Genomic DNA, 20,122 nt, shown 5'->3' on the forward strand with positions numbered 1-20,122 from the left:
GGGAGCTAGGTGGTCAGGCGGGTCGGCTGGAGGCCCGTCAGGAGGAGGGTGAGGGCTTCGTCGACCGTGGGGCCGAGGTACCAGTCGCCGGTGTGGTCGATGCCGTAGACGCGGCCCTCGCGGTCGAGCGCGAGGTGGGAGCCGCCGTCGGCCTCGACGCCCAGGGGGCAGAGCTGGGTCGAGAGGGCCCGGCCGAGGTCGGCGAAGGTGCGCGCGAGGTGGAGTCCGGTGAGCGGGTCGATCCGGACCGGCGTCGGGGCGATCTGGCGGCCCGCGCCCGGCGCGGTGACCGTCAGGCCGCCGAATTCGGCCCACGCCTCGACGGCGGCGGGGAAGACGGCGTGCCGGTGTCCGGCGGGCGTGGTGTGGTCCCGGAGGGCGTCGGCCCAGTACTCGGCCTGCTTGATGTCCCAGCGGCCCGGCTCCCAGCCGGCGGTGCGCAGGGCGGAGTCCACAGCGGCCGGGAAGCGGGTGGCCGAGGAGCGGTCGTACGAGGCGGATGCGGTGGTCATGGCTACTCGGCTGGGGTGAGGTCGACGGAGCGTACGCCGAAGTGGGCGAGGAGGGCGTCGCAGGAGCGGCAGGGAGGGGCGTAGCTGCCGTGGAGGGGGTCGCCGTCCTCGCGGATGCGGCGTGCGGTGATCTTCGCGTGCTTGAGGGAGCGGCGGGCCTCGCTCGGCGAGAGGGGTTTGCGGGAGGCGCGCCGGGAGCGGGCGCCCTCGACGGCCGTGAGGTGGCGGGAGAGCAGGATCGCCTCCGGACACCGGCCGGTGAAGCGTTCGCGCTGGCCGCTGGTGAGGGTGTCCAGGAAGTCCTGGACGAGCGGGTGGAGCACGGGCGGCTGATCGGCCTTGCCGGCGGTGCCGGTGAGGGTCTCGCCGCGTACGGAGAGGGCGGCGGCGACGGTGGGGAGGATGCCGTCCCGGCGGAACCGCAGGACGGGCACGGCGGGGCGGCCGTCCGTACTGCTCCAGCGCAGGCGGGGGTCGCCGGCGGGACCGGCGGCCTCGCCGGCCGGGCCGGGCACGCCGGGTGCGCCGGGTGCACCCGGCGCGGTGTCGCCGGAATCTGTGCGTGTTGCCGTGTTGTGCATGGTCGCGCTTTTCCCTCCCGTGGCGGCGGTGGTGACCGCTGTCGCGCACGCCCCCGTGCTGCGGGGACAGCCTGTCAAACGTCACCTGTCATGCGGAAGTGGGGTCGAATATTCGTATCAATTCGGATGTTCCTGGCCCTCGGGCGGGTGCGCCGGTCGGCCGAGGGTGAGGCTCTTGCCCCAGCGCATAGGCTGTGGTGAACCAGCCAGATCCAGCAGGGGGCTACCGCCATGACGACAGGTCGGCTCGGGCAGCAGGCCGCGCCACCCAACGCCGCTTACTCGGGGCAGGTCGTGCACTTCCCGGACCCGGTCCGGGCCGCTCGGCATCCCCACGGGGTGCGGATGGACGGCAATGGGCATCCGGACTTCTCCGCCTACGCGCGCGCGGCCGTGGAGATCGCCGAACCGCCGGAGGGCTTCGGCGTGGACGAGCTGCGGCTGACGGACTACGTGTCCGCGAACGCGGCGATGAAGGCCGCCGGGCACGAGCTGTGGGACACGGTCGGGCCGGTGGCGACCCCGCACGGCTGGACCTGGCACCACGTGTCCGGTTCGCGGCGCATGGAGCTGGTCCCGGTCGAGGTGAAGGCCCTGCTGCGGCATCACGCGGGCCTGACGACGGCTCCGGTGGACCACGACAAGCGCGGTACGCGGCCGTTGCAGGAGGTGCGCCCGGTGCACCTGGGACTGCCGAAGTCCGTGGTGTCGGTCGCAGAGGAGCAGGTCCAGGGCGTCGAGGAGGACCTCGGCTACCGGCTGCCGGAGGCGTACCGCTCGTTCCTGAAGGCCGCGGGCGGCTGCGCACCGGCCGGGGCGGGCCTGGACGTGGACCTCGGTCTGCTGGTGGACCAGCCGTTCTTCACGGTGCGCGAGGAGGCGGCGATCAACGACCTCGTGTACGTCAACAAGTGTCTGCGCGACCACCTCACGAAGGACTACCTGTGCGTGGCCTTCGCCCAGGGCGGGCTGATCGCGCTGAAGGTCAAGGGCGAGGGCATCGGCTCGGTGTGGTTCTCCCCGTACGACGATGCCCGCGACCGGGACGGCTGGTCGGTCCAGGAGCGCGTGGAGCGGTTGTTGCTGCCGTGCGGTGCTGATTTCGACGCCTTTCTGGAGCGGCTGGCGGGTAACCCTCCGGAGCTGGAGACGGTGGCCGGTCTGATGGTGGACGGCGGATTCGCACGTTCGGTTCCGGTGTCGGGTTCGGCACCGGTGGAGGGGTGAGCGCGCGATGGTGACGTTTGCGCAGGCGCAGGAGCGCGCCGAGGAGTGGATCAACGGCGACGTGCCCGCGTACCAGCACCGAGAGGTGCGCGTACGGGAGTTCGGGCTCGGGTTCGTGGTGTGGGCGGAGGATCGCGCGGCCGGTCCCGTGTCCGGTGGTGGGCGGCAGCGGCTGGTCATCGCGCGGGACAGCGGGGAGGTGACGCTGTGGCCGGGACTGCCGGTGGGTGAGGTGATCCGCCGGTACGAGGAGGAGTACGGGGCCGTGCCCGCGGCTGCTTCGGAGGCTTCGGTCCCGCAACCGCGGATCGACTCCGAGCAGACCTCGTTCATGCTCAGCCCGCCGGAGTGGCTGCAGGAGGCCGCGGACCGGGCGGGGATCGCGCCGAGGTCGGCTCCGACGCCGGCTCCCGAGCCGGTGGCCCAGGCCCCGGCCGCCGCGGCTTCCGGCCCGGCGGCGCCCGCCGACGCCGCGGCCCCGGCCGGGCCCGCGCCCGTACCGGCGCCCGTCGAGGCCGTGCCGCTGCGGCGCGGGGGCGAGATCCCGTACGAGCCCACGGCCAACGACGGGGTGCCGGCCGCGGTGCCGACCGGTGCCACGCCCTGGGCGGGTACCGATGTGAACTCCGGTGCGGACGACGCGTCCGTGCCGCTGCCCGCGACCGTGTTCGCGCCGCCGCTGTCCGGGTCGGACCTGGAGGACGCGCCGTCGTCCGGGGTGGCCCCTGAGGCGAAGACCACGCTGATGGCGGGCGGCAGCCAGCTGCCGAGGACCGCGATCGTGCCCGCACTGGGGGCGCCGGACGGTGCTTCCGCGGGCGGCTCGGCGGGCGGTTCGGCGAACCGTTCCGCGGCGAGCGACATCGCGGACGCGCCGACCAGCAAGGCCCAGGTCTCCCGGCCGTCGACGCCGCCGGGTCCGCCCGCGGCTCCCGGTGCGCCGGGTGCGCCCGGTGGTGGGCTCGACCATGCCGCGACGATGCTGGCCGGCCCGGGCGTTCCGCAGCCGCCCGGTCCGCCGGGCGCTCCGGGGTCGCAGGGCCGGGGCATCGACCATGCCGCGACCATGCTTGCCGGTCCGGCCGTCACCGGCCAGCCGCCGGCGCCGCCCGGCCCGCCCGGTGCTCCGGGTGCGGGTCAGCCGCCGGCGCCGCCCGGTCCGCCGGGGGCTCCGGGGTCGCAGGGCCGGGGGATCGACCATGCCGCGACGATGCTTGCCGGTCCGGCCGTCACCGGCCAGCCGCCGGCGCCGCCCGGCCCGCCCGGTGCTCCGGGTGCGGGTCAGCCGCCGACGCCGCCCGGTCCGCCCGGTGTTCCCGGGGGCGGGGCCCATCACGCCGCCACCATGCTCGCGGGTCCCGGCGTACCGCAGCCGCCCGGTGCTCCCGGTGCGCCGGGGGCGCCCGGTGGTGGGCTCGACCACGCCGCGACGATGCTGGCCGGCCCCGGTGTTCCGCAGCCGCCCGGTCCGCCCGGCCCGCCGCCGGGTGCGCCCGTCGGACCCGGTGCGCAGCCCCCGGCCCCGACCGGGGCGCCCACCGTCGGCCCCGGCTACCAGGCCGTGCTCCGCTACCGCGCGCCCGACGGCTCCGAGCAGCAGCTCATCCGCCGCTCGGCGCCCGGCACCCCGCACCCGGAGTGGCAGATCCTCTACGAGCTGCGCGCCATGAACGTGCCGCCGCAGCAGGTGCTGGAACTGCACACCGAGCTGGAGTCCTGCGAACTGCCCGGCGGTTACTGCGCCCGGATGATCCGGGAGACCTGGCCGCAGGTGCGGATCACGAGCGTGGCCCCGTACGGCAAGGACCACGCGGGCCGTCAGCAGGGCATGCGGCACCTGCTCACGCACCAGGGCGAGCTGCACCAGGTGGCGGACGGTCCGGCGCGCCCCGCGCCGGTACGGGCGCCGCTGCCGCAGGTTCCGCTCCAGCCGGCGATCCCGCTGGAGGCGATCGGGCAGGAGCTGACGGCCGCTTTCGGACCGCAGGGCGTGTTCCGCTTCGACCAGCGGGCCGTGTCCCGTCAGGGTGTGCCGGAGATCGTGGCGCAGACACTGATGTGGTCGGGTCTGCCGGTCGATTTCGGGCCGTTCTTCTGGGCGCAGGCCGTGCCGGGCCAGCCGGTGCCGACGCTGGCCGAGCTGGCTCAGCAGCGGCAGGTGCAGCCCGCCTCGGACGCGGGCTCGTACCTGGTCATCGGCAGCGACTTCGGCAAGGCGCTGTGCGTCCAGTACGGCACGGCGCACATCGTCGCGGTGCCGGTGGAGGGCGGTCCCGGGGGTGCTCCGGTGCCGCCGCAGTTCGTGAATTCGAGCCTGCCGCAGTTCGTACGGTCCCTCGCGATGCTGGGTCACATGTGGCGGCTGCGCCAGCATCTGACGCCGGAGCAGGCGGGCCGCTGGACGGTCGATTTCCAGGCGAACCTGGCGGGGCTCGACAGCGCGGCGCTGTCCTCGCCGGAGAGCTGGTGGTCGGTGCTGCTGGAGCAGATGTGGGACGGATTGCTCTGATCGGTTGATCGGATGATCGATTGGATGGCCGGGTCGGGACCTTCGAACAGGGTCTCGGCCCGGCCATTCGGGCTTCCGGGAGCAAATGACGCATCCTTGACGGGAATCCCCGCGAGAGAGGCGCATCCAGGATGAGTGCACCCATTGCGACCGTGCGCGGTCGCGGCTACCGCATGGAAGAGGTCGACCGGTATCTCGCCCGGCTCTCCGGGAGCCGGGACGAGGCCTGGGAGCGGGTGGCACGGCTGACGGTCCTGGCCAAGCAGATGGAGGCGGAGGCGGCGCGGCTGCGGGAGGCGGTCTCCGCGCTCGCTCCGCAGACGTACGACGAACTGAGCGAGCGCGCCCGCCGGATCCTGCTGCTCGCGGAGGAGGAGGGGGACGCCGTACGGACGGACGCGCGGGTGGACGCCTCGGCGACGCTCGGCGCGGCCGAGGCGCATGCCGACCGGGTCGCGGAGCTCGCCCGGGGCGACGCGGAGGCGGTGCGCGAGCAGACGGAGGTACGGGCCCGGCAGGGGCTGTTGCGGGCGCAGCGCGAGGCGGACGACGTACGGGCGTCGGCGCGGGAGGACGCGGAGCAGTGGCGGGCTCAGGCGGTGGCCGCGCTGGCGGAGACGCGGCGGCGGGCGGACGCGGAGCTGGCGGAGCGCGAGCAGGAGCAGGCGGAGCGCTGGGAGGCGGCCGAGCGGGAGCTGGTGGCGCGCGAGGCCGAAGTGGACGCGCGCCATGCGGAGCTGGAGCGGTACGCCGAGGCGCGGTCGGCGGAGGCGCGGCGGGGCTTCGCGGAGGCCGAGGAGTCGGCGCGGCACGGGCAGGAGGACGCGGAGGCGCGGGCCGCGGAGCTGGTCGCGGGGGCGCGGGTGGCGGAGGAGCGGATCGGGCGCGAGACGCGGAGGCTCCTGCGGGAGCACGGGGAGGCGGCGGAGGAGTTGCGGGCGCACATGAACCATGTCCGGTCCAGTCTGGCGGCCTTGACGGGGCGGGCTCCTGCGGAGGGCTAGGCCGTCTCTTTCGGATCTTGCGGGCCCGGGCCCGGGCCCGGGCCCGGGGCCGGTGCCGGTGCTGTGCGGGTTCCCTGCTGCCGTGGCGCGGCGGGGGTTCTGCCGGGGCCGGGGCCGGGGTGGGGTGTCGTCCGGGACTGCATGATTCATGGCGCCCTGGGCGGAGCGGTCCGTACGGGCTCATGCCGCGCCGGCACATCACGTTCTACGTCCCGGCCGACACCTCACCCCGTCCCCGTCCTAGGGGGTGCCCGACCTGAAGAGGAAGTCCTCGATCGCGCGGACGTCGCGGTTCCAGTAGGTGACCCGGGCGTTGGTTCCGACGTTGAGGGAGCCGATCTCCTTGGACAGGGCGACGTCCAGCATCGAGGACTCCCTGTTGCTGTTGAGGGCGCGGTCCTGGTAGCCGATGGACACCGCGTCGACGGAGACCGTCGGCTCGCTCCCCCGGAAGAGGAACAGGCCCGCGTACGCCTTCTCCTTCGGCCCGATCGTGGCGACTGCCTGCGGCGCGGGCCCCATCGCATCGATGGGGCCGTCGATGACGGCGCCGAAACCGATGTACGGGTAGTGGTAGAGGGTGCAGGTCTTGTCGGTGAAGTTGGTGGCCGTGATGAGCAGGTGCTGGCCCGAGTCCTGACGCCAGACCGATGTGGCGATGCTGAGGTCGTTGTCGTTGCACGCCACCGTGGCCGTGGCCGTGGCCGTGGCCGTGCCCGTGGTCGAGCCTTGCGTGGGGCTGTTCGTGCCGGCCGCTGAAGGGCTGGAGGTTGTGGGGTTCTTGGTGTCCGCGATGCCCGGGTTGCAGGCCGTGGACGAGAGGAGCGCGGCGAGGGTCGCGGCTCCGAGTGCGTAGGTTCTCCAACTGGTGCGCAAGGTGGCCCCCGTGTGCGAGTGGACTGGTCGATCGCTCCGTTCATTCCCTGGAGGGAGCATCGGCGAGTCGATTCCGAGGGACCGTTACGGACTCAGTACGTGACCGCACGCCCGATCCCTGCTCGCCCTGACCGCTGAGGAAGTCCTCGATCAGCGGGGCGATCTGCGGCAGGTGGGTCTCCAGGGCGAAGTGGCCCGCGCCCTCGAAGATGTGGACCTCGGCGTCCGGGGCGTCGCGGAGGTAGGCCTTCGCGCCCGCCGGGGTGAAGAAGGGGTCGCCCGCTCCCCACACCACCAGCACCGGGATCCGGGCGGAGCGCAGCCACCCCTGCCAGACGGGGTAGTGGGCGAAGTTCGAGGCGTAGTCGAAGGCCAGGTCGGCCTGGGCGTCCGCGCGGCCCGGCAGGCCCAGGTGGTGCAGGTCGAGGGTCCAGCTGTCGGGGGAGAGCAGGTCGGGGTCGGCGACCCCGGTCTCGTACTGGAAGCGGGTGCCCTCCAGGGTGAAGAGGCCGCGGACGCGCTCCTCGTTGCCGGGGACCTCGCGCCGGAGGCTGGCGAACTCGCGGGCCGCGTCCGAGAGGCCCTCCTCGTAGGCGTTGCCGTTCTGGACGATCAGGCCGGTCACCCGCTCCGGGCGGCGCGTGGCGAGCCGCAGCCCGACCGGGGCGCCGAAGTCGAAGACGTACAGGGCGAAGCGGTCCAGGCCGAGGGCCTCGGTGAAGCCCTCCACGATGTCGGCGAGCCGGTCGAAGGTGTACGTGAACCCGGCCGGGGTCTCGGTGCGGCCGAAGCCGGGGTAGTCGGGGGCGATCAGTCGGTACGGGGTGCCGCCGAGCGCGTCCATCAGGCGGGCGAACTGGTGGGAGGCGGTGGGGAAGCCGTGCAGGAGCAGGAGTACGGGTCCGTCGGCGGGGCCGCTCTCGCGGTAGGCGACGCCGACTCCGTCCACGTCGACGGTGCGGTGCCGGATGGTGGGAATGGTGCGGCGAGCCGTGGTCATCACATGCCTCCTGCGTCCTTGTTTCCATTAGTCTTGCCGGTGATCGCTAATGGGTCAAGGCCTTGGAGTAGCATTAGGCTGGTGACAGTGACCTTTCCGCTCACCGGTGAGCCCCTCGCGCTGGACCTCCTCAACACGGAGGCCGCCACGGGCGACCTCGTCGCCGACCCGGCCGGGCTCGCGGCCTGGCTGGCCGCGCAGGCGGGGCGGCTGACCCCGGTCGCCGCGGTGGGCACGGCGGAGGTGGCCGCCGTGCGGGCCGTACGGGAGGCCGCGCGCCCGGCGCTCGACGCCGTGCGGCGCGGTGAGGGGCCCCCGGCCGGGGTGCTGCGCGTCCTGAACGAGGCCCTGGCCGCGGCGCCCTCGTACCGCGTGCTGGCCTGGACCGAGGAGGGCGGGACGGTCGCCGCCGCGCACCGCGGCGGCGAGCCGGCCCGTCGGCTCGCCGCGGAGCTGGCCGAGGCGGTCGCGGAGCTCCTGACGGACCCGCGGGTGGGGCAGGTGCGTGAGTGCGAGGCGCACGACTGCGTCCTGCTCTTCCTGCCGGCGCACCCCCGGCGCCGCTGGTGCGTGGCGTCGGTCTGCGGCAACCGCGCCCGGGTGGCCCGGTACTACGCCCGCCACAAGGGCGACACCCCGGCTTAGGCGGTCTCTTTCGAATCTTGTCGGCCGAGCCCGCGGCGTCCGGCGCCATGGGGTCTCCCCAGGCCCGCAGGGCCGAGGGGAAGCCTCGCAAGGCGGAGGGTCGTCCTTGTACTGGACGTACCGGGGCGGGCCCGACAACGCGGCGAGGTGCGGTGCCGGGCGTCGCGGGCCCGGCAGGATCCGAAAGAGACGGCCTGGCGGGAGGTCAGCCCGCCGGCTGCTGCTGGGCCGGGACGGCCGGCTTCGAGGGGGACTCGTAGCGGTACGGGTCGCTGCGCAGGCCCCGGGCCGTGACGACCACCGTGAACGGAGGTGTCCTCGGGGGATCGAGGGTGGCGGTCAGGGCGCCCGTGAGGGGGTCGGTCCCGGCCGGGAGGGGGATGTCGTCGACGGTGAGGAGGGTCGGGGGGCCGGCCGGGCCCGGGGCGAAGCCGCCGCCCTCGACCGTCAGCCGGCCGTCCTCCAGCGAGACGTGCGTGATCACCGGGTTCGCGCGCACGGCCAGCTTGTTGACCAGGTACGCGCCCGCCGGGGCGCCCGTCAGGGCCCACATCTCGGCGGGCAGGCGCGGGAGTCCGCCGCCCACGTCCGAGAGGAAGAACAGCACCACGTACAGCATCGTGACCGCGCTGAGCGCGACGTACTGGAGGTCCACCAGGTCGGTGCGCCCGCTGTCGTTCGCGATCAGCTCCCGCAGGGGCCGGCGGCCGGATGCGGTCGGCCTGGCGGCCGGCTTGGCCAGGGTGCCGTGTTCCACGCGCAGGCCGACGACGGCCTTCGCCGCGATCAGGGCCACGTACGGGCCGCCGAGCAGCGGCAGGTACACCGTGGTCAGGGTGGACAGCGGGCCGTCGGCGCCCCGGAAGTACGCGACCCCGCCGCCCGCGGTGAGCCCGTGGCCGAGGATCGCCAGCAGCAGCCAGAGCAGGATCACCGTCCAGGCGAGGGCGAGCGCCGTCGAGGTGGACAGGCGCCCGTCGCGGCCGGTGACGAAGCCCGGACGGCGGCGGAGCCGCAGGCAGAGCGGGCCGGCCAGCGCGGCCAGTAATGCGAGTGCGCAGAGTGCGGATGCCATGGTGTGGTCCCCCCGGATACGGTCCTGCCACGAGGGTCACTTACTGGCCCGGCCATGACAAGCCGACCCTCCGTTCTCCGCCCGCTCCCGCTACTCACGGCCCGGGTCGGGCAGTACGGGGAACCGGCGCGGGGCCACCAGCAGCAGGACCAGCAGCGCGGCGACGGCGGCCGCCGTCGCGCCGAGGAAGATGTGCTCCACGGCGAGGGCAACGGCCTCGCGCAGGTAGTCGGCGGCGGCGCCGGGGAGCAGCTCGGGCCGTTCCAGTGCCTCGGCCACGTCGTCCAGGTGCTCCGGGAGGCCGGGCACGGGTGCCTCCGCGAGGCGGGCGGCGATGGTGGCGTTGGCGACGGCGGCGAGCAGCGCGGCGCCCACGCTCTGGCCGACCTGCCGGCAGAACAGCACCGAGGCCGTGGTGGTCCCGCGCTCGGCCCAGCCCACGGTGGACTGGACCCCGACGATCAGCGGGAGCTGGAAGAGGCCGAGGGCGCCGCCCAGCAGCAGCATGATCAGTGCGGGCTGCCAGGGCCGGGCGGGGTAGGGGAGCAGGGTGAAGGAGTAGAGGATCAGCGCGGCCAGGCCGATCCCGACGGCCGCGGTGTTCCGGAAGCCGATGCGCCGGTAGACGTGCTGGCTGCAGGCGGCGGAGACGGGCCAGCTCAGGGTCATCACCGACATGACCAGCCCGGCGCCGACGGGGCCGAGGCCGAGCACGGACTGCGCGTAGGTCGGCATGAACACCATGGGCGCGACCATCAGCAGGCCGAGCGCACCCAGGGCCAGGTTGACGGCGGCGATGGTGCGCCGGCGCCACACCCAGCCGGGCAGGATCGGTTCCTCGGCCCGGCGTTCCACCCGGACCACGACGGCGGCCAGCACCGCGCTCGCGCCCAGCAGGCCCAGCGAGGGCGCGGACAGCCAGGGCCAGGCGACCCCGCCCTGGACGAGCGCGAAGAGCAGCAGCCCGCCGCAGGCGAAGACGCCCAGTGCCCCCGCCCAGTCGACGGGCCCCCGGCGCCCGGGCGACCGTACCGGCTCCTTCAGGTGACGGGCGATCATCCACAGGGCGAGGCCGGCCAGCGGCAGGTTGATCAGGAAGATCCAGCGCCAGTGCGCGTACGAGGCGAGCAGTCCGCCGAGCGCCGGGCCGGCCACGGCCGAGGTGGCCCAGACGCTGGACATCCGGGCCTGGATCCGCGGCCGTTCGGCCAGCGGGTACAGGTCGGCGGCCAGGGTCTGGATGGTGCCCTGGAGGGCGCCGCCGCCCAGGCCCTGGACCAGGCGGAAGGCGATCAGGGCGGCCATGTTCCAGGCGGACGCGCACAACAGCGAGCCGACGAGGAAGAGGCCGATGCCGAAGAGCAGGACGGGCTTGCGGCCGAAGGTGTCGGAGAGCTTTCCGTAGACGGGCAGGGTGACGGTCACCGCGAGCAGGTAGCCGGAGAAGAGCCAGGAGAAGACGGAGAACCCGCCGAGGTCTCCCACGATCTGCGGGACGGCGGTGGCGACGACGGTGCTGTCGAGGGCGACGAGGGCCATGCCGAGCATCAGCGAGGCGACGACCGGGGCCGCGGGACGCGCGGCGGGCTTCTCCGGGGGTGCGCCGCCGGTTCCGTCCTGGGCCGAAACCCCTGCTCCGGACGTGTGGTCCGGACGCCCCGCGGGTATGCCGTCCGGACTCGCGCCGGTGCCCTCCGCCGATGCCACCGAGATTCCTTCCCCCTGCACGTAACTGCGGGGAACACCATCTCACCGCCGCGTGCCCGGCGGTATCCCCCGGGGTCGCGTAGGCCGAAGGATGCAGATCCCCTAGGGGTCCCTCCGCACAACGGGCCAGGGGCCGTTCCTCCCGGCGGAGGAGGTGGGGTGGCCCGATGTCCCCTTGACTGGAACCCACGCAGCAGGAGCCGAGGGGTGGGGTTAACCCCCGGGCGGATACGGCGATGGGCACCAGCGCGCCGCGACTCCGTCCGGCGGAGACTTCATGACGGCGACGCGCACATCGGACGCACGCATTCGAAGAAGGAGAAAGACCGTGACAACGGCTATGACCGAAACCAGGCACGGGGGCACTGGAGGGCATGCAGCCGTCGCGGCCCGGGCACGCAAGGTCGTCAAGGCCTACGGCTCCGGGGAGACGCGTGTCGTCGCCCTCGACGACGTGGACGTCGACATCATGAGCGGCCAGTTCACCGCGATCATGGGACCCTCCGGCTCCGGCAAGTCCACGCTGATGCACTGCCTCGCCGGTCTCGACACGGTGACCAGCGGCCAGATCCACCTGGACGACACCGAGATCACCGGGCTGAAGGACAAGAAGCTCACGCAGCTGCGCCGCGACCGGATCGGCTTCATCTTCCAGGCCTTCAACCTGCTGCCCACGCTCAACGCCCTGGAGAACATCACGCTCCCCATGGACATCGCGGGCCGCAAGCCCGACGCGGAGTGGCTGAACCGGGTCGTGGAGACGGTCGGTCTCGCCGGCCGCCTCAAGCACCGCCCGACCGAGCTGTCCGGCGGCCAGCAGCAGCGCGTGGCGGTCGCCCGCGCCCTCGCCGCCCGCCCGCAGATCATCTTCGGCGACGAGCCGACCGGAAACCTGGACTCCAGGGCGGGCGCCGAGGTCCTCGGCTTCCTGCGCCGCTCGGTGGACGAGCTCGGCCAGACGATTGTCATGGTCACGCACGACCCGGTGGCCGCCTCCTACGCGGACCGCGTCATCTTCCTCGCCGACGGCCGGATCGTCGACGAGATGTACGGGCCCACCGCCGACCAGGTCCTGGACCGCATGAAGGACTTCGACGCGCGCGGGCGGACCTCATGAGCACCGTCCTGAAGACCTCGCGGCGCAACTTCGTCGCCCACAAGGGGCGGATGGCGCTCTCCGCCGTCGCCGTCCTGCTCTCCGTCGCCTTCGTCTGCGGCACCCTGGTGTTCACCGACACCATGAACACCACCTTCGACAAGCTGTTCGCCGTCACCAGCTCCGACGTGACCGTCAGCCCGAAGGAGGCCGCGGAAGGGGACGAGACCCCCGAACGCGGCCGCCCCGAGATCCTGTCCGGCTCGGCCGTCGAGCAGGTCCGCAAGGCCGAGGGCGTCAAGAGCGCCGAGGGCGGCGTCGTGTCGATGTCCGTCACGGTGGTCAACTCCAAGAACGAGAACATGGGCTCGACCACCGGCGCCCCGACCATCGCGGGCAACTGGAGCGACAACGAGCTCAAGTCCATGAAGATCACCTCGGGCAACGCACCGCGCGGTCCGACCGAGGTGATGGTCGACGCCGACACCGCCGAGAAGCACCACCTGAAGCTCGGTGACGAACTGCGCACCATCGCCATCACCGGCGACATCCGCGCCAGGATCAGCGGTATCGCCACCTTCACCGTGACCAACCCGGGTGCGGCGATCGTCTACTTCGACACCGCCACCTCGCAGCAGGCGCTGCTCGGCGCCCCCGGCTCCTTCACGCACGTCAACGTCACCGCCAAGGACGGGGTGAGCGACGAGCAGCTCAAGCAGAACATCGCCACGGCCGTCGGCGCGGACACGTACAAGCTGCAGACCGCCAAGGAAGCCGCGGACGCCAACCGCAAGGACGTCGGCTCCTTCCTCGACGTCATGAAGTACGTGATGCTCGGCTTCGCCGGGATCGCCTTCCTCGTCGGCATCTTCCTGATCTTCAACACCTTCTCGATGCTGGTCGCCCAGCGCACCCGCGAGATCGGCCTGATGCGCGCCATCGGCGCCGACAGCGGGCAGGTCCTGAAGTCCGTGGTCCTGGAGGCCTTCCTTCTCGGGATCGTCGGCTCGGTCCTGGGTGTCGGCGCCGGCGTGGGCCTGGCGATCGGCCTGATGAAGCTCATGGGCTCCATGGGCATGCACCTGTCCACCGACGACCTGACCATCGCCTGGACCACCCCGGTCATCGGCATCGTCCTCGGCGTCATCGTGACCGTCATCTCCGCCTTCGTCCCGGCCCGCCGGGCCGGCAAGGTCTCCCCGATGGCCGCGCTGCGCGAGTCCGGTACCCCGGGCGACAAGAAGGCCGGCGTCGTCCGCGCCGTCCTCGGCCTGGTCCTCACCGGCATCGGCGGCGCCGCGCTCTACCTCGCCACGGCCGCCGAGAAGGCCGGACCCGGATCGCTCTGGCTGGGCCTGGGCGTCGTCCTCACCCTCATCGGCTTCATCGTGATCGGCCCGCTGCTCGCCGCGGGCGTGGTCCGGGTGCTCTCCGGCGTGGTGCTGCGGCCCTTCGGGTCCGTCGGCCGGCTCGCCGAGCGCAACGCCCTGCGCAACCCGCGCCGCACCGGTGCCACCGCCGCCGCGCTGATGATCGGCCTCGCGCTGGTCGCCTGCCTGTCGGTGGTCGGCTCCTCGATGGTGGCCTCCGCGACCGAGGAGCTCGACAAGTCGGTCGGCGCGGACTTCATCGTCCAGTCGCAGACCGGCCAGCCGGTGATGCCGCAGGCCGAGCAGGCGCTGCGCTCCACCGGGGGCCTGGACCACGTCACCGCCTACCGGCAGGTCGAGGCCGCGGTCACCGCCCCGGACGGCTCGGCGGACACCTTCGCACTGAGCGTCACCGACCCGACGTACGCCGACGACGTGCGGCGCAAGATGATCGCCGGCGAGCACAAGGAGGCCTACGCCTCCGGGGCCATGTCGGTCGGCTCGCTCTACGCCACCGAGCACGGTGTGAAGGTCGGCGACACGATGAAGGTCGCCTTCGTCGGCGGCAACACCGTCAGCCTGAAGGTCGCCGCCATCACCAACGACGACGGCAACCTCGACAAGGGCGCGAAGTACATCAGCACCGAGGTCGCCCGGGCGAACGTCCCGGCCGACAAGCTGCCGCTCCCCTTCATGCTGCTGGCCAGCGCGCAGGACGGGCAGTCCGACGCCGCCGCGTACCAGGCGGTCAAGGCGGCCCTGGCCGAATCCCCGCAGTACAAGGTGCTCAACCAGGCCGACTACAAGCAGTCCCTCAAGGACCAGGTCGGCCAGCTGCTGAACATGGTCTACGGGCTCCTCGGCCTCGCGATCATCGTCGCGGTCCTGGGCGTCGTGAACACCCTGGCCCTGTCGGTGGTCGAGCGGACCCGCGAGATCGGCCTGATGCGCGCCATCGGCCTCTCCCGCCGCCAGCTGCGCCGCATGATCCGCCTGGAGTCGGTGGTCATCGCCCTCTTCGGCGCCCTGCTCGGCCTCGGGCTGGGCATGGGCTGGGGGATCGGCGCACAGCAGCTGCTGGCGCTCCAGGGCCTGAAGGTGCTGGAGATCCCGTGGCCGACGATCCTCGGGGTGTTCGCCGCCTCGGCCTTCGTGGGCCTGTTCGCCGCACTGGTCCCGGCCTTCCGGGCAGGGCGGATGAACGTTCTGAACGCGATCGCGAGCGAGTAACCGCTCACGATCGTTCGGGGGAACGCCGGTCCGGGACCTTCGGGTTCCGGACCGGCGTCGTTTCCGGCGTCGTTTCCGAGGGCGTTCCGGAGGCGCTCCGGGCGCGCTCCGGAGGGCGGTTCACCCCCGCTGCATCAGGACGATGCCGGCCGCCTCACCCACCAGGGTGAACTGCTCACCGGGGTGGAGCTGGCGGGCGTACCCGGTCGGGTCCTCGCCGGCCCACTTGGAGGAGTTGTCGATGGTGATCCAGTCGGGGACCACGCCCTTGCTGCCGCCGATCCACAGGACACGGCAGCGGGAGGTCAGCCGGGTCAGCGGGGTGGTGTCCGCCTCCACGGTCGCCCCGTCGGGGATCCGGTCCAGGAGCTCCTCGATGGCCGTGACCCGCTCGGGCTTCTCGTACGTACGGGCCTCCGCGAGCTTGGCCGTCGGCATGGCGGTCGCGCTCAGGGCGAGGGCGGCGGCGAGCACGGCGGTCGGCAGCTGGAGGGCGTACGAGCGCAGCCAGGGCCGCTCGCTGCGCCGGACGGTGTCGATGGCATCGACGAGGGCGAGCGTCACGACCGGCATCAGCACGGCGCTGTAGTGCCAGTCGGTGGACCAGTAGTGGTCGTCCCCCGACAGGAACCGCCAGCCGAGGGTGGGCGCGGCGACCAGGAGCAGCGGCGAGCGCAGGGCGAGCAGCCCGGAGGTGGGGATCAGCACCCAGGCCAGGGTGGTCAGCTTGGTGCCGATGCCGCCGAGCGGACCCGCGCCGTCGATCTTGTCCCAGTAGCCGTAGCCCGCGGTGGCGAAGGCCGGTATGACGACGGTGAACACAAGGACGGCGAAGACGCAGGCCGCGGCGGCGGCGCCGAGCGCGATCACGGTGATCCGCCGGTCGGTGGCCCTGGCCCGCCAGGCCACCACGACGGCCAGTGCGGCGAGGGTGAAGCCGAGGTCCTCCTTGACGAGGATCAGGGGCACCCCCCACAGCAGCGCGGCCCGCCAGCGCCGGGCGAGCACCGCCTCCAGGGCGAAGGCCAGCAGGGGCACGGCGAAGGCGATCTCGTGGAAGTCGAACTCCACGGCCCGCTGGATGCCCCAGGACAGCCCGTACGCGATGCCGACGGCGAGCCCGCGGGGCCGGCCGAGGAACCGCACGGCCGCCCGGGTCACGGGCACGGCGGACAGCGCGAACAGCGCGGCCTGTACGACCAGCAGGGTCAGGGGCCCCGGGAAGACCCGGTAGACGGGGGCGACGAGCGCGATGATCGGGCTGAAGTGGTCCCCGAGGATGTTGGCCCCCGGCCCCTTCAGGTCGACGACGGGCTCCTGGAGGTGCGCGTAGGCGCGGATCGCCTGCTCGAAGATCCCCAGGTCCCAGGAGGCCCAGTCCATCCGCCGGAACCGCCCGACGGACAGGGCGAGGTAGACGACGAACAGGCCGGCTGCCACCAGCCAGGGCGGTGCCCACGCGTACCGGTCCGGCTTCTCGGATGCCGGTACCACCGGCGCCGGGCGGGCTATCGCATCGCTCGTCACGGACTCGTGCTCCTCCGGGGAAGTCGTCTCCCCGGCGGAAGACGACGCGGCGAGCTCGGACAGTCACAACACGAACATCGTAAAGCGGCGCGAGGGGCGTCGTCGTAGGGTGGGAACCCCCGGCCCGTGCGACGTGTCGGGTCCTTCGCGTTGCCCGCCCCGCACCCCGCACCTTCACACCCCCAGACCTTCACCGGACGGAAAGCCTCTTCATGAGCCTGCACGGACTGCTCGACGCCGTCACCCGTGATGCCGCCCTCACCGAGGCGGTATCCGCGGCCGGGGACGGCAAGCGCATGCACGTGGACCTGGTCGGCCCCGCCGCCGCACGTCCCTTCGCGATCGCCGCGCTGGCCCGGCAGACCGGACGGACCGTGCTGGCGGTCACCGCCACCGGGCGCGAGGCCGAGGACCTGGCCGCCGCGCTGCGCTCCCTGCTGCCGCCGGACGAAGTGGTGGACTACCCGTCCTGGGAGACCCTCCCGCACGAGCGCCTCAGCCCGCGCAGCGACACCATGGGCCGCCGGCTCGCCGTACTGCGCCGCCTGGTGCACCCGAGCAAGGACGACCCGGCCGCGGGGCCGGTGAGCGTGCTCGTCGCGCCCATCCGGTCCGTGCTCCAGCCGCAGGTCAAGGGACTCGGGGAGCTGGTCCCGGTCAGCCTGCGGCAGGGCGGCGGCGCCGACCTCGGGGAGATCACCGAGGCGCTGGCCGCCGCCGCGTACGCGCGGGTCGAGCTCGTCGAGAAGCGCGGGGAGTTCGCCGTGCGCGGCGGCATCCTCGACGTGTTCCCGCCCACCGAGGAACACCCGCTGCGCATCGAGTTCTGGGGCGACGAGGTCGAGGAGATCCGCTACTTCAAGGTCGCCGACCAGCGCTCCCTGGAGATCGCCGAGCACGGACTGTGGGCCCCGCCCTGCCGCGAGCTGCTGCTGACCGACGCGGTACGGGAGCGGGCCGCGGCCCTCGCCGAGGCCCATCCCGAGCTCGGCGAGCTGCTGCACAAGATCGCCGAGGGGATCGCCGTGGAGGGCATGGAGTCCCTCGCCCCGGTCCTCGTGGACGAGATGGAACTGCTGATCGACGTGCTGCCCGCCGGGTCGATGGCCGTGGTCTGCGACCCCGAGCGGGTCCGGACCCGGGCCGCCGACCTCGTGGCCACCAGCCAGGAGTTCCTGATGGCCTCCTGGGCGGCCACCGCGGGCGGCGGCGAGGCACCCATCGACGTGGGCGCGGCCTCGCTCCGCGGGATCGCCGACGTCCGCGACCGGGCCCGCGAGCTCGGCATGATGTGGTGGTCCGTGTCCCCCTTCGCCGCCGACGAGACCGCGGGCGGCAGCGACACCCTGAAGCTCGGGATGCACGCCCCGGAGGCCTACCGCGGCGACACCGCCCGGGCGCTGGCCGACACCAAGGGCTGGATCGCCGACGGCTGGCACACCGTCTACCTCACCGAGGGCCACGGCCCGGCCGCCCGTACCGTCGAGGTGCTCGGCGGCGAGGGCATCGCGGCCCGCCTGGAGCCGGAACTGCGCGCCCTGGAGCCGAGCCTGGTCCACGTCGCCTGCGGCTCGATCGACAACGGCTTCGTCGACCCGGTGCTGCGCCTGGCCGTGCTGACCGAGACCGACCTGACCGGCCAGCGCACCGCCACCAAGGACCTCGGCCGGATGCCGACCCGGCGCCGCAAGACCATCGACCCGCTGACCCTGGAGGCCGGCGACTACATCGTCCACGAGCAGCACGGCGTGGGCCGCTACGTCGAGATGGTGCAGCGGACGGTCCAGGGCGCCACCCGCGAGTACCTGCTCGTGGAGTACGCGCCGGCCAAGCGCGGGCAGCCCGGCGACCGTCTCTACATCCCCACCGACCAGCTGGAGCAGGTCACCAAGTACGTGGGCGGCGAGGCCCCGACCCTGCACCGGCTCGGCGGCGCCGACTGGACCAAGACCAAGGCGCGCGCGAAGAAGGCGGTCAAGGAGATCGCCGCCGACCTCATCAAGCTCTACAGCGCGCGCATGGCGGCCCCCGGCCACACCTTCGGGCCGGACACCCCCTGGCAGCGCGAACTGGAGGACGCCTTCCCGTACGCGGAGACGCCCGACCAGCTCACCACCATCGCCGAGGTCAAGGAGGACATGGAGAAGTCGGTTCCGATGGACCGGCTGATCTGCGGCGACGTCGGCTACGGCAAGACCGAGATCGCGGTGCGCGCCGCCTTCAAGGCGGTCCAGGACGGCAAGCAGGTCGCCGTCCTCGTGCCCACGACCCTCCTCGTGCAGCAGCACTTCGGCACCTTCTCCGAGCGGTACGCGCAGTTCCCGGTCAACGTGAAGGCCCTGTCGCGCTTCCAGAGCGAGACGGAGTCGAAGGCCACCCTGGAGGGGCTGAAGGAGGGCTCTGTCGACCTCGTGATCGGCACGCACCGGCTCTTCTCGCAGGAGACGAAGTTCAAGGACCTGGGCCTGGTCATCGTCGACGAGGAGCAGCGGTTCGGCGTGGAGCACAAGGAGCAGCTGAAGAAGCTCCGTGCCAACGTCGACGTGCTCACGATGTCCGCGACCCCGATCCCGCGCACCCTGGAGATGGCGGTGACCGGCATCCGCGAGATGTCGACGATCACCACCCCGCCGGAGGAGCGGCACCCGGTGCTCACCTTCGTCGGCCCCTACGAGGAGAAGCAGATCGGCGCGGCCATCCGGCGCGAACTGCTGCGCGAGGGCCAGTGCTTCTACATCCACAACCGGGTCGAGTCCATCGACCGGGCGGCGGCCAAGCTGCGCGAGATCGTGCCCGAGGCGCGGATCGCGACGGCCCACGGCCAGATGTCGGAGCAGGCCCTGGAGCAGGTCGTCGTGGACTTCTGGGAGAAGAAGTTCGACGTGCTGGTGTCGACCACGATCGTCGAGTCGGGCATCGACATCTCCAACGCCAACACCCTGATCGTGGAGCGTGGCGACAACTTCGGCCTGAGCCAGCTGCACCAGCTTCGCGGCCGGGTGGGCCGCGGCCGCGAGCGCGGGTACGCGTACTTCCTGTACCCGCCGGAGAAGCCGCTCACGGAGACCGCGCACGAGCGGCTCGCGACGATCGCCCAGCACACCGAGATGGGCGCGGGCATGTACGTGGCGATGAAGGACCTGGAGATCCGCGGCGCGGGCAACCTGCTCGGCGGCGAGCAGTCCGGGCACATCGCGGGCGTCGGCTTCGACCTCTACATCCGCATGGTCGGCGAGGCGGTGGCCGACTACCGGGCCGCGGTCGAGGGCCAGGTGGAGGAGGAGCCGCCGCTGGAGGTCAAGATCGAGCTGCCGGTCGACGCGCACGTCCCGCACGACTACGCGCCCGGCGAGCGGCTGCGCCTGCAGGCGTACCGGTCCATCGCCTCCGCCAACTCCGAGGCCGACATCAAGGCGGTCCGGGAGGAACTCACCGACCGCTACGGCAAGCTGCCGGAGCCGGTGGAGAACCTGCTGCTGGTGGCCGGACTGCGGATGCTGGCCCGGGCCTGCGGGGTCGGGGACATCACCCTCCAGGGCAACAACGTCCGGTTCGGGCCGGTGGAGCTGCGCGAGTCGCAGGAACTGCGCCTCAAGCGGCTCTACCCGGGGACCGTACTCAAGCCTGCCACCTCGCAGGTCCTGGTCCCGCGCCCGAAGGCGGGGAAGATCGGCGGCAAGCCGGTGGTCGGCCGCGAGCTCCTCGCCTGGACCGGCGAGTTCCTCACCACGATCCTCGGCTCGTAGCGCCGACGACGGCCGCG

Annotated in this window: 14 protein-coding genes; 7 read left to right on the forward strand and 7 right to left on the reverse strand. The window is 72.9% G+C overall.

Going from position 1 to position 20,122, the window contains the following annotated elements; all coding sequences use genetic code 11:
• Positions 1-5: 5 nt before the first annotated feature.
• Positions 6-512 (reverse strand): SUKH-3 domain-containing protein, encoded by a 507-nt coding sequence (locus tag OG373_RS23655; RefSeq protein ID WP_405440150.1) that lies wholly within the window; start codon positions 510-512, stop codon positions 6-8.
• Between the two features lie 2 nt (positions 513-514).
• Positions 515-1,093: a YwqJ-related putative deaminase gene (locus OG373_RS23660; protein WP_397730563.1), complete on the reverse strand. Its 579-nt coding sequence runs from the start codon at positions 1,091-1,093 to the stop codon at positions 515-517.
• Positions 1,094-1,324: 231 nt separating this feature from the next.
• Between OG373_RS23660 and OG373_RS23665 the strand changes: the two genes are divergently transcribed.
• The 3 genes from OG373_RS23665 to OG373_RS23675 all read left to right on the forward strand — a co-directional run bounded on the left by OG373_RS23665 (position 1,325) and on the right by OG373_RS23675 (position 5,833).
• Positions 1,325-2,320 (forward strand): SMI1/KNR4 family protein, encoded by a 996-nt coding sequence (locus tag OG373_RS23665; protein WP_405440151.1) that lies wholly within the window; start codon positions 1,325-1,327, stop codon positions 2,318-2,320.
• Positions 2,321-2,327: 7 nt separating this feature from the next.
• Positions 2,328-4,829 (forward strand): SUKH-4 family immunity protein, encoded by a 2,502-nt coding sequence (locus OG373_RS23670; protein ID WP_405440152.1) that lies wholly within the window; start codon positions 2,328-2,330, stop codon positions 4,827-4,829.
• A 131-nt stretch (positions 4,830-4,960) separates the two neighbouring features.
• Positions 4,961-5,833, forward strand: a complete 873-nt coding sequence (locus OG373_RS23675) for a cellulose-binding protein (protein ID WP_405440153.1) — start codon at positions 4,961-4,963, stop codon at positions 5,831-5,833.
• 240 nt (positions 5,834-6,073) lie between these two features.
• On the opposite strand, the gene OG373_RS23680 is transcribed toward OG373_RS23675, so the two are convergent.
• Complete coding sequence (locus tag OG373_RS23680) at positions 6,074-6,709, reverse strand: DUF4232 domain-containing protein (protein WP_405440154.1); 636 nt, start codon at positions 6,707-6,709, stop codon at positions 6,074-6,076.
• Between the two features lie 40 nt (positions 6,710-6,749).
• Positions 6,750-7,709: an alpha/beta fold hydrolase gene (locus tag OG373_RS23685; protein WP_405440155.1), complete on the reverse strand. Its 960-nt coding sequence runs from the start codon at positions 7,707-7,709 to the stop codon at positions 6,750-6,752.
• Between the two features lie 81 nt (positions 7,710-7,790).
• Here OG373_RS23685 and OG373_RS23690 point away from each other — a divergent pair, with 81 nt between their 5' ends.
• Positions 7,791-8,354, forward strand: coding sequence for a CGNR zinc finger domain-containing protein (locus OG373_RS23690; RefSeq protein WP_405440156.1), 564 nt, complete (start codon positions 7,791-7,793; stop codon positions 8,352-8,354).
• Between the two features lie 205 nt (positions 8,355-8,559).
• On the opposite strand, the gene OG373_RS23695 is transcribed toward OG373_RS23690, so the two are convergent.
• Positions 8,560-9,429, reverse strand: coding sequence for a hypothetical protein (locus tag OG373_RS23695; protein WP_405440157.1), 870 nt, complete (start codon positions 9,427-9,429; stop codon positions 8,560-8,562).
• Positions 9,430-9,519: 90 nt separating this feature from the next.
• Entirely contained in the window at positions 9,520-11,136 is a 1,617-nt protein-coding gene (locus OG373_RS23700) for an MFS transporter (protein WP_405440158.1), read from the reverse strand.
• A gap of 340 nt (positions 11,137-11,476) precedes the next feature.
• Here OG373_RS23700 and OG373_RS23705 point away from each other — a divergent pair, with 340 nt between their 5' ends.
• Together OG373_RS23705 and OG373_RS23710 are read left to right on the forward strand one after the other, a co-directional pair.
• Positions 11,477-12,253 (forward strand): ABC transporter ATP-binding protein, encoded by a 777-nt coding sequence (locus OG373_RS23705; protein ID WP_245385273.1) that lies wholly within the window; start codon positions 11,477-11,479, stop codon positions 12,251-12,253.
• Entirely contained in the window at positions 12,250-14,832 is a 2,583-nt protein-coding gene (locus OG373_RS23710) for an ABC transporter permease (RefSeq protein WP_405440160.1), read from the forward strand. The genes OG373_RS23705 and OG373_RS23710 overlap by 4 nt, the downstream gene beginning before the upstream one ends.
• A 120-nt stretch (positions 14,833-14,952) precedes the next feature.
• Here the strand turns inward: OG373_RS23710 and OG373_RS23715 are convergent, their stop codons facing one another.
• Positions 14,953-16,359, reverse strand: a complete 1,407-nt coding sequence (locus OG373_RS23715) for a DUF2079 domain-containing protein (RefSeq protein WP_405440161.1) — start codon at positions 16,357-16,359, stop codon at positions 14,953-14,955.
• Between the two features lie 212 nt (positions 16,360-16,571).
• Between OG373_RS23715 and mfd the strand changes: the two genes are divergently transcribed.
• The gene (mfd, locus tag OG373_RS23720) at positions 16,572-20,105 is read left to right on the forward strand and encodes a transcription-repair coupling factor (protein ID WP_405440162.1); all 3,534 of its coding nucleotides are present in this window, start codon (positions 16,572-16,574) and stop codon (positions 20,103-20,105) included.
• Positions 20,106-20,122 lie beyond the last annotated feature (17 nt).

Origin of the sequence: Streptomyces avidinii, from assembly GCF_045161815.1 — a bacterium.
Lineage (GTDB): Bacteria > Actinomycetota > Actinomycetes > Streptomycetales > Streptomycetaceae > Streptomyces > Streptomyces avidinii.